The 13,179-nt window shown below is 45.8% G+C and carries 16 protein-coding genes and 1 pseudogene; 10 read left to right on the forward strand and 7 right to left on the reverse strand.

All coding sequences use genetic code 11. The features are described 5' to 3' along the window. Window positions 1-4: 4 nt before the first annotated feature. Together paaI and paaG are read right to left on the reverse strand one after the other, a co-directional pair. A complete protein-coding gene (paaI, locus tag XMG48_RS01775) occupies window positions 5-460 on the reverse strand; it encodes a hydroxyphenylacetyl-CoA thioesterase PaaI (RefSeq protein ID WP_173480345.1) in 456 nt (151 codons plus the stop codon). Between the two features lie 2 nt (window positions 461-462). Continuing rightward, window positions 463-1,254, reverse strand: a complete 792-nt coding sequence (gene paaG, locus XMG48_RS01780; RefSeq protein WP_173480346.1) for a 2-(1,2-epoxy-1,2-dihydrophenyl)acetyl-CoA isomerase PaaG — start codon at window positions 1,252-1,254, stop codon at window positions 463-465. A 158-nt stretch (window positions 1,255-1,412) separates the two neighbouring features. Between paaG and paaX the strand changes: the two genes are divergently transcribed. Then, the gene (gene paaX, locus XMG48_RS01785; RefSeq protein WP_173480347.1) at window positions 1,413-2,336 is read left to right on the forward strand and encodes a phenylacetic acid degradation operon negative regulatory protein PaaX; all 924 of its coding nucleotides are present in this window, start codon (window positions 1,413-1,415) and stop codon (window positions 2,334-2,336) included. Between the two features lie 26 nt (window positions 2,337-2,362). On the opposite strand, the gene XMG48_RS01790 is transcribed toward paaX, so the two are convergent. Together XMG48_RS01790 and XMG48_RS01795 are read right to left on the reverse strand one after the other, a co-directional pair. Further along, window positions 2,363-2,560 (reverse strand): hypothetical protein, encoded by a 198-nt coding sequence (locus XMG48_RS01790; RefSeq protein WP_173480348.1) that lies wholly within the window; start codon window positions 2,558-2,560, stop codon window positions 2,363-2,365. A gap of 39 nt (window positions 2,561-2,599) precedes the next feature. Beyond that, the gene (locus XMG48_RS01795) at window positions 2,600-2,869 is read right to left on the reverse strand and encodes a hypothetical protein (protein WP_173480019.1); all 270 of its coding nucleotides are present in this window, start codon (window positions 2,867-2,869) and stop codon (window positions 2,600-2,602) included. A 167-nt stretch (window positions 2,870-3,036) separates the two neighbouring features. Here XMG48_RS01795 and XMG48_RS01805 point away from each other — a divergent pair, with 167 nt between their 5' ends. After that, window positions 3,037-3,315: a LuxR C-terminal-related transcriptional regulator gene (locus XMG48_RS01805; RefSeq protein ID WP_173480020.1), complete on the forward strand. Its 279-nt coding sequence runs from the start codon at window positions 3,037-3,039 to the stop codon at window positions 3,313-3,315. A gap of 122 nt (window positions 3,316-3,437) precedes the next feature. On the opposite strand, the gene XMG48_RS01810 is transcribed toward XMG48_RS01805, so the two are convergent. Continuing rightward, window positions 3,438-4,040 (reverse strand): transferase hexapeptide repeat family protein, encoded by a 603-nt coding sequence (locus XMG48_RS01810; protein WP_173480350.1) that lies wholly within the window; start codon window positions 4,038-4,040, stop codon window positions 3,438-3,440. 82 nt (window positions 4,041-4,122) lie between these two features. On the opposite strand from XMG48_RS01810, the gene XMG48_RS01815 reads away from it, so the two are divergent. The 8 genes from XMG48_RS01815 (at window position 4,123) to XMG48_RS01850 (ending at window position 11,550) form a co-directional block, all read left to right on the forward strand. Beyond that, window positions 4,123-4,923: an enoyl-CoA hydratase-related protein gene (locus XMG48_RS01815; protein WP_173480351.1), complete on the forward strand. Its 801-nt coding sequence runs from the start codon at window positions 4,123-4,125 to the stop codon at window positions 4,921-4,923. 398 nt (window positions 4,924-5,321) lie between these two features. Then, entirely contained in the window at window positions 5,322-5,726 is a 405-nt protein-coding gene (locus XMG48_RS01820; RefSeq protein ID WP_173480352.1) for an alpha/beta fold hydrolase, read from the forward strand. 21 nt (window positions 5,727-5,747) lie between these two features. Beyond that, window positions 5,748-7,289 (forward strand): 3,4-dehydroadipyl-CoA semialdehyde dehydrogenase, encoded by a 1,542-nt coding sequence (locus XMG48_RS01825; protein ID WP_173480353.1) that lies wholly within the window; start codon window positions 5,748-5,750, stop codon window positions 7,287-7,289. After that, a complete protein-coding gene (locus XMG48_RS01830; RefSeq protein WP_173480354.1) occupies window positions 7,289-8,071 on the forward strand; it encodes an enoyl-CoA hydratase-related protein in 783 nt (260 codons plus the stop codon). The genes XMG48_RS01825 and XMG48_RS01830 overlap by 1 nt, the downstream gene beginning before the upstream one ends. Window positions 8,072-8,075: 4 nt before the next feature. Next, window positions 8,076-9,626: a 3-hydroxyacyl-CoA dehydrogenase gene (locus tag XMG48_RS01835; RefSeq protein WP_173480355.1), complete on the forward strand. Its 1,551-nt coding sequence runs from the start codon at window positions 8,076-8,078 to the stop codon at window positions 9,624-9,626. 14 nt (window positions 9,627-9,640) lie between these two features. Then, complete coding sequence (gene pcaF, locus XMG48_RS01840) at window positions 9,641-10,843, forward strand: 3-oxoadipyl-CoA thiolase (protein WP_173480356.1); 1,203 nt, start codon at window positions 9,641-9,643, stop codon at window positions 10,841-10,843. 115 nt (window positions 10,844-10,958) lie between these two features. Beyond that, on the forward strand, window positions 10,959-11,213 hold the full coding sequence (locus XMG48_RS01845; RefSeq protein ID WP_173480357.1) for a hypothetical protein: 255 nt from the start codon (window positions 10,959-10,961) through the stop codon (window positions 11,211-11,213). Between the two features lie 172 nt (window positions 11,214-11,385). Then, window positions 11,386-11,550, forward strand: a complete 165-nt coding sequence (locus XMG48_RS01850) for a hypothetical protein (protein ID WP_173480358.1) — start codon at window positions 11,386-11,388, stop codon at window positions 11,548-11,550. Window positions 11,551-11,556: 6 nt separating this feature from the next. Here the strand turns inward: XMG48_RS01850 and XMG48_RS01855 are convergent. Continuing rightward, window positions 11,557-11,823: pseudogene (locus XMG48_RS01855) on the reverse strand (IS3 family transposase); the annotation flags it as partial. Between the two features lie 105 nt (window positions 11,824-11,928). Continuing rightward, complete coding sequence (gene fabB / locus XMG48_RS01860; RefSeq protein ID WP_173480359.1) at window positions 11,929-13,149, reverse strand: beta-ketoacyl-ACP synthase I; 1,221 nt, start codon at window positions 13,147-13,149, stop codon at window positions 11,929-11,931. Window positions 13,150-13,179 lie beyond the last annotated feature (30 nt).

Below are 13,179 nucleotides of genomic sequence, written 5' to 3' on the forward strand. Positions count from 1 at the left end.
CTTGTTATGAGTGCTCACTTTCCGGAAGAACAGTTCCTTTTAAGGCATAGGATTTGCCTCTAAAAATCGCAATTAATTTATTATCTTGATTACGTATCTCAACATCATAATTACCCGTACGCCCTGATCGACTTCTCTCTTGTGCAGTTGCAGTTAAATGATCACCCATCAAACCAGGTGCAACGTAGTCGATGCTGCAACCTATCGCAACGCAGGGCTGATTGTAGGTATTACAGGCGAGTGCAAAGGCTGAGTCAGCCAGTGTGAACAGATAACCACCATGACATGTATTGTGGCCCTGTACCATAAAGTCTTTAACGAACATCGACATAGAGGCTTGACCAGGTGACACGCTGCTCATCTTCATTTCAAGATGATTGGTTGCAGTATCACGGGAATAGAGCTCCTTTGCGCAGGCTTCAGCAAGCTCTTGTGCTGTTTGAGATCTTGAATCCTTCATAATTAGCAACCTTTATAGTCAGGCTGGCGCTTTTCAATGAAGGCGTTAACACCCTCTTTATAATCATCTGAATTGCCAAGACGGGTCTGTATGTCTCGTTCAACGTCCAATTGATCCTCAAGAGAATTGTTAAAGCTTAGGTCCAGTGCCTGCTTTGTTTTAGTCAGCGCAAGTGTGGGTTGTGTCGCCAGTTGCTTTGCGAATGCGATCGACTCTTCATGAAGGAGGTCATCATCAACGGCTTTAAATATAAGGCCCCAATTAACGGCTTGTTCGGCACTCAAAGGGTTCCCAAGCATAGCGAGTTGCTTCGCACGTGCCAGGCCAACCAGGCGAGGTAATAGCCATGTGCCGGCTGAATCGGGTATCAGACCTATCTTACAAAAAGCTTGAACAAACTTAGCGGATTTAGCCGCGATAACGAAATCACACGCCAGTGGAATATTGGCACCTGCGCCTGCTGCGATGCCATTGACTGCACAAACGACGGGTTTTTCCATGTGGTAGAGACGTTTTACAGTGTTGTTGTAGTAGGACTCAATCACATTTCCGAGATTTGGCATTGGCTCAGCAGGCTTTACCATCGGATCAGAGAGATCCTGACCAGCACAGAAAGCACGTCCAGCACCGGTTAAATAAACAGCTCTTACTTGAGAGTCCTTGGCGGCTGAATCCAATGCTAAATGCAGCGAATGGTGCATTGCTTCATTAAAACTGTTTAAAGTGTCTGGTCTATTGAGTGTAATCATAGCTACACCCTCAGACACCTCATATATGATATCGGTTAAATTCATTACTTAGACTCGTGCTATTGTCGTTATTAATTAATGCACAGAAATTAAGTACCCGTGTACTGGATACTTTGTTAACGTATCTAAATATGCCGTAAAAAAAGATACAATTCAAATTATGTTTTCTGTATTTTCGTATCGCTTTATTTGGAAATAGATTAATGCAACAAACCTTATGCGCCGATTTGTGCATCCAGCGCTTTCAATCTCAAACACCTCTCAGGGTTCCTTCTCTTATTATTAGTGTTTGGGGAGATTCGATTGTTGCCCATGGCGGGGAAGTATGGCTCGGAAGTCTTATTCGACTTTTGGAACCCTTTGGTATCAATGAACGTTTGATGCGAACATCCGTTTTTCGCCTGACCCAAGAGGGCTGGCTCCTATCCCATAAAGTGGGCCGCAAAAGTTTTTATCGACTAAGCCCTGATGGTGAGTACCGTTTTAGAGCAGCGTTTAATCGCGTCTATCGGCTGAATGTCCCTCAGTGGCAAGGAATTTGGACGTTATTGCTAATCTCCGCTCTAACTGCAGATGAGAAAAAGTCGCTTTCAGATGAGTTATCACTCTGTGGTTTTGGTTCGCTCAGCCACTCTGTACTCGCGTCATCTCACGCTGATCTCAATGAGGTTAAATCAATACTCAGAGAGAAGGGATTTGCTGACAGAGTGGTTCTTTGCGAATCTCAAGTAACTAATGAGAGTAAACAAGCACTCCGCAATTTAATTTGGCAGGGCTGGGGACTTCAGTCTTTAAATGATACCTATATTAACTTTGTCGATTTTTATCAGTCCCTGACGGCCTCTGCAATCGCGGCTCAACTCAAAGACCCCAAAACGGCTTTTATCACTCGAACGCTAATGATTCATGAATATCGAAAACTAGCATTAAGAGACCCTAACCTGCCGGATTTGATACTCGGGAGTCGCTGGCTTGGTAATGAAGCGCGCGCTTTGTGTGCCTCGTTGTATAAACAGCTCACACCAGCAGCTCACCAATGGCTTATCAGTGAGTTAGAGGGTAGGCAGGGTAACTTACCGCTGGCATCCGAAGAGTTCTTAAGCAGATTCGGCGGTTTAGAAATCTAAAAATTGAAAAATCTACAATCAAGTCATTAGATTCTAATGACAGCATCTTCATCTAAAGAGTAGAGCTTTTTTACCTCTTCTGAACGCTCAGTTAGGCATACTCTCTGGTTTATGTAGCCTTTATCAGTTATTTCACCTGTTTTTAGGTTGGGCGGCGTATCTAAGATAAGCAGTGAACAGATGTGTTGGGAAGAGCCTGAGTGCTCATTTTTAAACTCTTTCATCCGTCCGATTATCATCTCTTTTACGGCAGGAATGTTAGCTCACTCATGAGGTGCGAGGTTTTCAGCTTCTGCACCAGCGAGTTCTCTGAGGGCTGGTGTAATAAAACCTAATGCACCGACAGAGTCCTCATTGTGACCACATATGACAAAATCCTGGAAATAAGGACTGAGTTTGCTTGCCAATGCTGGTCGAAGAGTTCCCACGGACACCCAAGTTCCTGTGGTTAGTTTAAAGTCTTCGGTGACGCGACCGTCGCTCAGGATCGATAAACTTGCCTGCGTCTTCAATTTTGTAAAAGCAACCTTCATCAAAAGCATCTTTTGTCTTTTCAGAGTTGTTTCGATATCCAGGAAAAATAGATGGCCCTTTAACTCTCATTTCCAATTTGTCGCCGGAGGGAACGAATTTAAGAACTATCCCAGGTAATGGAAGTCCGAGATTACTTGTTTTGTCCATTTCAAAGTGGATGCTAGTGATGGCCGGAGCCGTTTCAGTGGCACCCCATGACGACGTGAAAAAGGATAAGTCGCCTCGAACACAAAATGCCATTTCTCACATTCTGTTCCACGCATCTATTAAAAGACAGCTCACAAAACGAGAATTAGATTTTCTCTATTGGGCAGCTAGAGGTTGTAAAGCAGAAGAGTCGTCTAAAAACCTTGGTCTTAAACCAGAAACGGTCAGCAGTCTCAGCAACATGGGGAACAGGTTATTTTTCAGCACAGTCCATGAAGTTGATGCCTTGATCCATTGAGTATTGGATCTGCTCGTGGGCATCTGCTTCACTGTTCTGCTCACCTCAAGTCATAGTGCCTAGGCAGAGCTTGGAGATCTTTTTTCAATCAATGCGGGTTAGTGACATGTTTAGTTACTTAACTACTTAACGGTGTCCTGTTTTGGTAAGACCTTCTCACCAATGCTGATCGTTTTTCTATTTGGCTCTGCTTCTGTGAGTGGCTTTACTTCCACGCATGATTTGAGAGACTCTTTCGCCAGTGCAATATAAGCCTCAGTGCCTTTGTGTTTCCAAGCCAACTCTTGCTCTGATAGTTCGCGCACTACTTTAGCGGGTGTTCCCAGAATCATCGAACTCTCAGGAAAAGAGTCTCCTGTTTTTACAAAGCTGTGAGCACCGACAAAGCTTCGAGCACCGATTTCGACTTTATCCATAACGGTAGCGCTCATACCTACCAGTACACCCTCGCGGATGGTGCATCCATGCAATATTGCACCGTGCCCTATGTGGCCATAATCCTCGACAATGACCGTGATATCTTGGAAGCTGTGGACCACTACGCAGTCTTGGATATTGACACCCTTACCTAGTTTGATGGCTCCAAAATCACCTCGCAGGCTTGCCAGAGGTCCTACATAGCAATCTTCACCAATGTGTACATCACCCAAAACGACAGCTGTTGGATGAACATAGGCGCTAGGGTGAATGACGGGTGTGACACCTGCTAATTGATAGATGGGCATGTTACTTTACCAATATTATTTTGATTGAATTTGTAATATATTGCATGTCTGGTTTTATTGATAGTCAGCTTAAAGCTTTGGTATGGATACTCTAGAAAATTTTAATAGCGATCGTTTTCCGTCGCTTAATCTTTCACTTCATGGATCCGTGTTATTGATTCAATTCAATAGACCTCGTGAGCTCAATGCGTTATCGACTGATATGTTGGGTCAAATAGCGACGTGTTTGGTCGAGGCGGATGCTGATACTAACATTTCAGTGATGGTTCTAACCGGTAATGAACGAGCTTTTGCTGCGGGTGCTGATATTGATGAGCTGCAACGTAAAACAGGCGCGGACGTAGCTACCGATCCGCGAAATCAACACTGGGCAGCCATACGACAGTTGCAAAAGCCTTTACTCGGGGCCGTGAACGGCTTTTGTTTGGGTGGCGGTAATGAGTTGGCTATGCTGTGTGATTTCTTGGTAGCAGGCAATAATGCTAAGTTCGGGCAGCCTGAGGTTAATCTTGCTATCTTGCCGGGTGCAGGGGGGACCCAAAGGCTTGCTACCCTTGTTGGAAAGGGGAAAGCGATGCGTTGGTGTTTAACGGGCGAGTTTATTGAGGCCAATGAGGCTCTCTCTTGTGGTTTGGTAACTGAAGTTTGTTTACCCGAGCTAACGGTCGAAAAGACTTTGGATATTGCTACCTTGATCTCAACCAAAGCGCCACTTGCAGTTATCGAAAATAAGAGAGCTATTAAAGCAGCCGTTGATCTGCCACTTGATGCAGGTTTGGATGCTGAGCGCTCATCATTTTCTCGTCTTTTAGATACTGAAGATAAGCTAGAGGGTATTTCTGCTTTTAAGGAAAAACGACGCCCTAACTATCAGGGGAAATAATAATATGAAATATATTGCATCGACTTTTCTCAAGGATAATGCAATATATAGCCTATAACAATATACAAAATAGGCTTCCTGCTCTAACCGACCCCCTCAACTCAGAGTTTTCCTGTGACAGTGAATGGTTTTCTGAACTCAAAATAGACCCTAACTTTGTCCCAACGTTTAAAGAGTTTCTTGGTAAAGTACCGACGTTATAAACTCTGATTGTAACAGGATCAGAGTCCTTGGATGGATGTGCTTCGGTGGCTGATATAGAAGCAAAAAGCTCCGACTCATTTGTAGGGCCTATGTCGACCTGTGATGATCCCTGTTTTTCGTTGTACTCATCAGGTTCGACTGGTGCAACCAAGGGTACGGTTCATATTCACTCCTCCATCATTTAAACGGCGGAATTGTTTGGCAAGGGCGTTCTTGATCTTCAGCAGGACGAACCTGTTTATGTAGCAAGTATCGAGAAGGCCCGTGACGCTTATGAGTCAGGCGGTCTTCGTAAAAGGTTGGCTCGTTACCAAGATGACAATGTTGACTGCGCCTTTTGGGGATGGAATAAGGCTTGGCTTGAGCCAGACTTTCTCGATTTTAATATCGAGTCCTACTTGGCGTCGATCCGAGTGCCTTTGCTCGTTGTTCAAGGTGATCTAGATGAGTATGGGACTCTTGAGCAAGTTGATGCTATTGTCTCACAGGCCGTTTCTAGATCTGGGTCATTAGTCATCCCAAATTGTTGTCACTCTACCCATAGAGATGCACCGGAGCAATTAATTGCTGCGATAAAAGAATTTAAGCACAGTTTATAAGACGTTAAGGAGTAAATAACCATGCGAATGATGAGTTACCTATTAGGTGAGTGGCAAGATAACGGTAGCACCGCAGCAGAAGTTCATTGTGCGTTGGATGGCTCAGTAATGGGTAGCATCGCAGGTTACGAGGTCAGTGGGGGTGACATTCTCGACTTTGCTCGAACAGAGGGTGGTACAGCACTGCGTGGCATGACCTATTTAGAGCGTGCCGGCCTATTGAAACAGATAGGCGCTGTTCTGGGTGAGAACAAAGAGGAGTACGCTGAACTCAGCGCGAAAAATAACGGTGCCACCGCAATGGATACATTTCTAGATGTGGAAGGCGGTATCGGTACATTAAAATACTACGCTTCACTGGGTAAGAAGCTTGGTGATCGTAAATGGATTGCAGATGGTGAATTGGTACAGCTCACAAAAGATGAGAACTTCAGGGCGATTCATGTAAAGACGCCACTGCGAGGTGCTGCTGTTCACATAAATGCATTCAATTTCCCAGCATGGGGCATGCTAGAAAAGCTCGGTGTTGCGCTTCTGTCTGGTGTGCCCGCGGTGGTTAAACCAGCGGCTGTCTCTTTGCCGGTTGCATGGGCCATGGCGCGCGATATTGTTAATGCAGACATTCTTCCTAAAGGTGCATTTAGCTTTTTGGCGGGAGGTGGTCGAGATTTAATGGATCACATTACATCGGCAGACGCGGTAGCGTTTACAGGTTCAGCGGATACCGCGGCCATGCTTGCATCGAACCCAAGGGTTATCAGTGAATCAGTTCGATTCAATGCCGAAGCCGATAGTATTAATTCATCCATCCTTGGACCCGATCTTACTGAAGGTTCAGACGGATTTAAGTCATTTATTCACGAGGTCTCTAAAGAGATGACGATTAAGTCGGGGCAAAAATGTACCGCTGTTCGTCGTATCTTTGTGCCTGCTTTGGAGTTAGAGGCTGCGAAGGAAGCGTTGGTTGCCAAGCTTTCTAAAGGAAAACCAGGTAACCCAATTAATGAAGGTGTTACTTATGGTCCATTAGTCAGTGCGGCGCAACAGATAGCGGCAGAAGAGAGTGTCAAAACACTGCTAAGTGAGACAGAGATCGCTTTTGAGGGTGATATTGGAACATTAGATGGCGAATCATCTGGTTTTTACGTCACGCAGAAACTATTGGTATGTCAGGATCCTAAATCAGCTACTCAAGTACACGAGACAGAAGTGTTTGGCCCTGTTGCAACACTGATGCCTTACAGTAGCGAAAAGGAACTTTTCGAGTTGGTGCGCCGAGGTGGAGGTTCATTGGTGAGTTCAATCTTCACTAACGATGATCAATTTGCAATGAACGCAGTGGTCGAGCTCGGCTCGACTCATGGGCGTCTTTTGATTGTTGACGACAGTATTAGTCGCGGCCACTCAGGTCATGGCAGTGTTATGCCGATGTGTGTTCACGGTGGCCCGGGTCGTGCCGGCGGTGGTCAAGAATTAGGTGGTTTACGAGGATTAGACTTCTATCATGTGACAACAGCTGTGCAGACTAATTTAGCGCGTGCAGCTGCGTTAAGAGGTGAGTGATGTCTTTGTCAAATAACTATGAATGTCTTCAAGTTACTGAGACGGATGGTGTTGTTGAATTAAAATTGAGCCGACCTGACAGACTCAATGCGTTCAGCAAAACTATGCACGCAGAGTTAAAAGTAGCTCTTAAAGAGATTGAGCGTTTTGAGTCGTTACGCTGTCTCATTTTGACAGGGCAGGGTCGTGGCTTCTGTGCTGGGCAGGACCTTGAGGAGCGTCGTATTCCTCAGGGAGAACCGAAGCCTGATTTAGGGGACTCTCTAAAAAATACCTACAGTCCTCTGGTTACTAGATTGAGAAATCTGCCTGTTCCAGTTATCGCTGCAGTTAATGGTGTCGCTGCTGGAGCTGGTGCATCGCTCGCGCTAGCTTGTGACATTGTTATTGCAAAGAAACAGGCAAAGTTCACGTTTCCTTTCAGTCATCTAGGTTTGGTGCCTGATGCTGGTGCAACAGCTACGCTTGTGAGGAATGCCGGTCAGGCTAAAGCAATGGCTATTACCATGCTCGGTGAGGTTGTTACGGGTGAAGAGGCGGCTGAATATGGACTCATCTGGAAAGCGGTAGAAGAGGATCAGTTCTCATCAGAGGTGAATAATATTGTTTCCAACTTAAAGGGTAAGCCTCGGTTGGGCTTGGAACTCATTAAACGTAGCCTCTACCGCGCTTTTGATAATGACTTTGCCGCTCAACTGGAACTGGAAAGTCAATGTCAGAAGCTAGCCGGTCGCAATCCGGAATTTTGGCAGAAAGTTCATCAATTTTTAGATAAGAAGTAATGATATGACCACACAATACAAAACGGTTGACCAAATTAAACAGGTGGGCGTAGTTGGTGCAGGCACTATGGGTGCAGGAATCGCTCAGGTCGCTTCTCAAGCTGGTTTAGATGTAGTGCTCTTTGACTTGAGTGAATCGGTACTCGAGGCTGCAAAAGCGAATTTAAAAAAATCGATGGATAAGCTGGTGTCACGCGGTAAATTCAGTGAGGAAGATGCTCAGGGCATTTGCGATCGAATTTCCTACGTCAATGATATCAACTCTATGGAACGGGCCGATCTGGTTGTAGAAGCCATTGTTGAGCGTTTGGACATTAAGCAACAGCTGTTTCAACAACTGGAGTCGATCTGTTCAGACCAAACTATTTTAGCAACTAATACCTCCTCAATCTCAGTGACTGCTATTGGATCGGCGTTGAAAGATCCTGCTCGCTTAGCAGGTCTGCACTTTTTTAATCCTGCACCTATTATGAAGTTGGTTGAGGTGATTCATGGCTTGGCGACCGACGCTAATGTTGTTGAAACATTACTTGCACTGTCTAAGCAGTGGGGCAAAGTAGGTGTGGCTGCTAAATCCTCGCCAGGTTTTATTGTTAACCGAGTAGCACGTCCTTTTTACGCTGAAGGTCTTCGAATGGCTGAAGAGGGTGTTACTGAACCTGAGCGAATCGATCTTTTATTAAAAGAAGCCGGCGGTTTTCGTATGGGGCCTTTCGAGTTGACTGATCTTATTGGGCAGGACGTTAACTACGCAGTGACGAGCTCAGTATTTGAATCTTACTATTTTGATCCTCGATTTAAACCATCGCTCATGCAAAAAGAGTTAGTTGATGCCGGTTGGCTTGGACGTAAGAGTGGTCGTGGCTTTTATCAGTACCCTGAGGGTAAACAGTTAGTCCCAAACCTTGAGTGGGATGATATCCGTTTTGGTGGGTTCTTTAATATCAGCAGTGCTGTGGTATCACCCGCGATTAAGTCGCTTATTGATAGAATTAAGGCGCGTGGAATAGAGATTCCTACCGAGACTGAAGGTGATGAGGGCGAAATCGTGTTTGCTAACGGCGCAACACTGGTTTTGACGGATGGTCGCACAACCCTAGAGCGTTCTCTGGCTGAAGATAATCGCAACATTATTCAAATGGATCTCGCTATCGACTATTCGACATGTGAATCTCTAGCGCTATCAACACATCCTGAAATGCCTGAAGAGGTTTGGGCCGAAGTCTATGCAATGTTTGATTTCTTGGGTGTCAAAACTCGGGTTATAAAGGACTTGCCGGGTCTGATAGTGATGCGAACAGTCGCTATGCTTATTAATGAAGCGTCTGATGCGCTTCATTTAGGAATTGCTGATGCCACTGGAATAGATGCTGCTATGCAGGCAGGTGTTAACTATCCGACCGGTCTATTAGCATGGGCCGATAAGCTTGGCACCAGTTTCGTAGCCGATGTGTTGAATAACATCAGCCTATTTTATGGCGATGATCGTTACCGAGTATCGCCTGCGCTGCTCCAGCGTGCATTCGTAAATGCCCCTTTTCATCAGATTGATTAAATAAGGATATAAAAATGACTGAAGCTTTTATTTGTGCAGCAAAACGCTCTGCTATTGGTCGTTACGCTGGTTCACTGGCCACCGTTCGTCCTGATGACTTGTTAGCTCAGGTTATTAAAGCAACTCTGGCTGAGGTTCCTTCTTTAGATACTGCGTCGATTGATGATGTGCTGATGGGCTGTGCCAATCAGGCGGGTGAAGATAATCGAAATGTTGCTCGCATGTCAGTATTGCTCTCTGGTTTGCCCACATCGGTTCCTGCGTCAACCATCAACCGCCTATGTGGTTCTGGTTTGGATGCCATTGGTACGATGGCTCGAGGCATTAAAGCCGGTGAGCTCAATATTGCTCTTGCCGGTGGCGTCGAATCGATGACGCGAGCTCCCTTTGTTATGGGTAAGTCTGAAACTTCTTATGGGCGCTCTCAAATTTTAGAAGACACCACGATGGGGTGGCGATTTACTAACCTTTCGCTTAAAGCGATGTATGGCGTTGATACCATGCCACAAACGGCTGATAACGTAGCTGCTGAATATGGTATCAGCCGCGAAGAGCAAGATTTGTTTGCATTTAACAGTCAGGCTAAAACGGCGGCTGCTCAAAAAGCGGGCCTTTTTGCTGATGAGATTGTACCAATCGAAATCAAAGACCGTCGCGGCAACATTAGTTATTTTGATGTCGATGAGCACCCACGTGAATCAACACTCGAGAAGTTAGCTCAATTAAGAACAGTCAATGGTGGTGATGGTTCGGTAACTGCGGGCAACGCTTCTGGCATAAATGATGGCGCTTGTGCCGTGCTGCTGGCCAGTGAATCAGGTGCCGTTGCTAACGGGTTAACACCTCGAGCGCGTGTTGTTGCTATGGCAACCGCTGGTATAGATCCTCGAATCATGGGTGTTGGCCCAATCGAAGCAGTCAATAAAGTACTAAAACTATCGGGTCTATCATTGGATCAAATGGATCTTATTGAGTTAAACGAGGCCTTCGCTTCTCAGGCATTGGGCGTATTGAGAGGACTCAATATTGATCCCAATGATACTCGACTTAATCCTCAGGGTGGTGCTATCGCGTTGGGTCATCCACTTGGCATGAGCGGTGCACGTCTTGTCACAACTGCTATGACTCAGCTTGAGCGTAGCGGAGGTAGATATGCACTGTGTACCATGTGTATCGGTGTGGGGCAGGGTATTGCTGCCATTATCGAGCGAGTTTAGCGTATTAGATGACCTAGAGTTCCGGTTTCATTTCCATTATCAGAAATTCGTTCGTCACTTAAATCGGAAGGTAGGTATCATATAGATACCTATTTATTCGTTAAGAGTCTTACCAATGAATGCCCCTCTGATTTATGAGCGTCGCCCCCAATGGGGCGACACAGACGCTGCTCAAATAGTCTATACAGGCCGGATTGATGATTACATTTTAGAAGCGATCGATCACTTTATGAGTGAGGTGTTAGAGATGCCCTGGTTTGAACTCAATATAGATGAGCATATTGGTACGCCTTTTGTGTCCGTGAAATACGATATCTTTGCACCGTTGACTCCTCGATCTGAACTCCACTGTAAAGTTCTTGTAAGTTAGGTGGGAAAACCTCTGTTGGGTTTCACGTCACCATTTTGAATGATCAAGGTTTGAAGTGTAGTTGCTGAAACGGTCAACCTGTTCGTCAACAATCAGTCGATGACCAAGATCGATATTCCTGAAAAGTATCGTGATCGACTCGAGTCTTATGTGCAGGCCTGTGGAGGTATTGATGAGTAACTCAGATATTGATACCCAATTCGATGAACTTGCGTTGCAACAATACATAGAAGAGATTGGTAACAGAGTCAGATCTCTCAGGGCTAAGCTTGGTATGACTCGAAAGAGCCTATCCAAGTACTCAGATGTTTCAGAGCGTTATCTTGGTATCAGCTAACTCTTATTCAAGCATTTTTGTACGTTGCTCAGGAGTAAGTTCTTTCTTAGGTAAATTCATATCATGACCTTTGGCAAGCATTGGTGGGGTCCCAAGTGGCCAATTTAATCGTCCAAGCCTGCGAAGCCAAACTAGAACAGTAGAGCGCCCCTGAATACCGTAGCGATCTTGGGCTTGTTTATAGGTACATTCGCCTTTTTCGACCTCATCAACGATTGATAATTTAAAGGCCAGGGAATAATCACGCTGAGTACGTTTAGTGTTTGAATTCATTACACTCTCCAAATTTAAGTTTGAAAAGTGTCAACGTTATTTAGGACGGGACACAGGCAAAAAGAAAGCGACCCTAAGGTCGCTTTCTTTTTGGCAGTCAGCCGGTTAGCCGTTGTACTTCTCGAAGACAAGCGTCGAGTTGGTACCGCCAAAGCCGAAGCTGTTAGACATGACTCGTTGTAGGTCAACGCCATCTTTGCGAGTTGTCACGACTGGAAGGCCTTCCGCCTCTGGATCGATCTCTTCAATGTTCGCTGAAGCACAGATGAAGTTGTTCTCTTGCATTAGGAGACAGTAGATCGCTTCTTGTACGCCTGTGGCACCCAGTGAGTGGCCCGCCAGTGATTTGGTCGAGCTGACCGGTGGCATCTCTGTGCCGAAGGTCTCTTTCATCGCTTTAAGCTCTTGGATATCACCTGCTGGTGTCGAAGTGCCGTGTGAGTTGATGTAATCGATCTTGCCATCAACGGTGCTCATAGCTTGCTGCATACAACGTACAGCGCCTTCACCTGAAGGAGCCACCATGTCGTAACCATCTGAGGTTGCACCGTAGCCGACCAATTCAGCGTAGATCTTCGCGCCGCGCGCTTTAGCGTGTTCTAGCTCTTCAAGAACCAGCATGCCGCCGCCACCTGCGATCACGAAACCGTCACGGTTTGCATCGTAAGCGCGAGACGCTTTTTCTGGTGTTTCGTTGTATTTGCTTGATAGGGCGCCCATGGCATCAAACATGACACTCAAAGACCAGTGTAGCTCTTCACCACCGCCAGCAAAGACAATGTCCTGTTTGCCGAGTTGGATCTGCTCCATCGCGTTGCCAATACAGTGTGCGCTGGTCGCACAAGCAGAGGTGATTGAGTAGTTCACACCTTTGATTTTGAATGGGGTTGCAAGACAGGCTGATACAGTAGAGCCCATGGTGCGAGTCACACGGTATGGACCGACACGACGAACACCTTTATCGCGAAGAATGTCAGCGGTTTCAACAATGTCGGCTGACGATGCACCACCAGAACCCGCGATTAGGCCTGTACGTACATTTGATACCTGATCTTCAGTCAGGCCAGCATCTTTGATGGCTTGTTCCATTGAGATGTAAGAGTAAGCAGCTGCATTACCCATGAAACGGCGCAGTTTACGATCGATCAGTTCATCAAGATCCAGGTCATCAATACTGCCAGCAACCTGGCTACGGAAACCAAGGTCAGCGTATTCCTGTTGGAATTTGATGCCTGACTTGCCCTCTTTTAGTGATTCCAGAACGCTCTCTTTGTCAGAACCTAGACAAGAAACGATACCCATTCCGGTAACAACTACTCGACGCATGTTTACTCTCTCTCTAATTGTGTTTCTAAG

Source organism: Marinobacterium sp. xm-g-48, assembly GCF_013282925.1.
Lineage (GTDB): Bacteria > Pseudomonadota > Gammaproteobacteria > Pseudomonadales > Balneatricaceae > Marinobacterium_E.

Coding starts and splice junctions, on each gene's coding strand:
- XMG48_RS01795 (WP_173480019.1), bottom strand. CDS start 2,869: ATGAAGGTTGCTTTTACAAAATTGAAGACGCAGGCAAGTTTATCGATC.
- XMG48_RS01850 (WP_173480358.1), top strand. CDS start 11,386: ATGAGTAACTCAGATATTGATACCCAATTCGATGAACTTGCGTTGCAA.
- XMG48_RS01845 (WP_173480357.1), top strand. CDS start 10,959: ATGAATGCCCCTCTGATTTATGAGCGTCGCCCCCAATGGGGCGACACA.
- XMG48_RS01815 (WP_173480351.1), top strand. CDS start 4,123: ATGGATACTCTAGAAAATTTTAATAGCGATCGTTTTCCGTCGCTTAAT.
- XMG48_RS01825 (WP_173480353.1), top strand. CDS start 5,748: ATGCGAATGATGAGTTACCTATTAGGTGAGTGGCAAGATAACGGTAGC.
- pcaF (WP_173480356.1), top strand. CDS start 9,641: ATGACTGAAGCTTTTATTTGTGCAGCAAAACGCTCTGCTATTGGTCGT.
- XMG48_RS01805 (WP_173480020.1), top strand. CDS start 3,037: ATGGCCGGAGCCGTTTCAGTGGCACCCCATGACGACGTGAAAAAGGAT.
- fabB (WP_173480359.1), bottom strand. CDS start 13,149: ATGCGTCGAGTAGTTGTTACCGGAATGGGTATCGTTTCTTGTCTAGGT.
- XMG48_RS01790 (WP_173480348.1), bottom strand. CDS start 2,560: ATGAAAGAGTTTAAAAATGAGCACTCAGGCTCTTCCCAACACATCTGT.
- XMG48_RS01835 (WP_173480355.1), top strand. CDS start 8,076: ATGACCACACAATACAAAACGGTTGACCAAATTAAACAGGTGGGCGTA.
- XMG48_RS01810 (WP_173480350.1), bottom strand. CDS start 4,040: ATGCCCATCTATCAATTAGCAGGTGTCACACCCGTCATTCACCCTAGC.
- XMG48_RS01830 (WP_173480354.1), top strand. CDS start 7,289: ATGTCTTTGTCAAATAACTATGAATGTCTTCAAGTTACTGAGACGGAT.
- paaX (WP_173480347.1), top strand. CDS start 1,413: ATGCAACAAACCTTATGCGCCGATTTGTGCATCCAGCGCTTTCAATCT.
- paaI (WP_173480345.1), bottom strand. CDS start 460: ATGAAGGATTCAAGATCTCAAACAGCACAAGAGCTTGCTGAAGCCTGC.
- paaG (WP_173480346.1), bottom strand. CDS start 1,254: ATGAATTTAACCGATATCATATATGAGGTGTCTGAGGGTGTAGCTATG.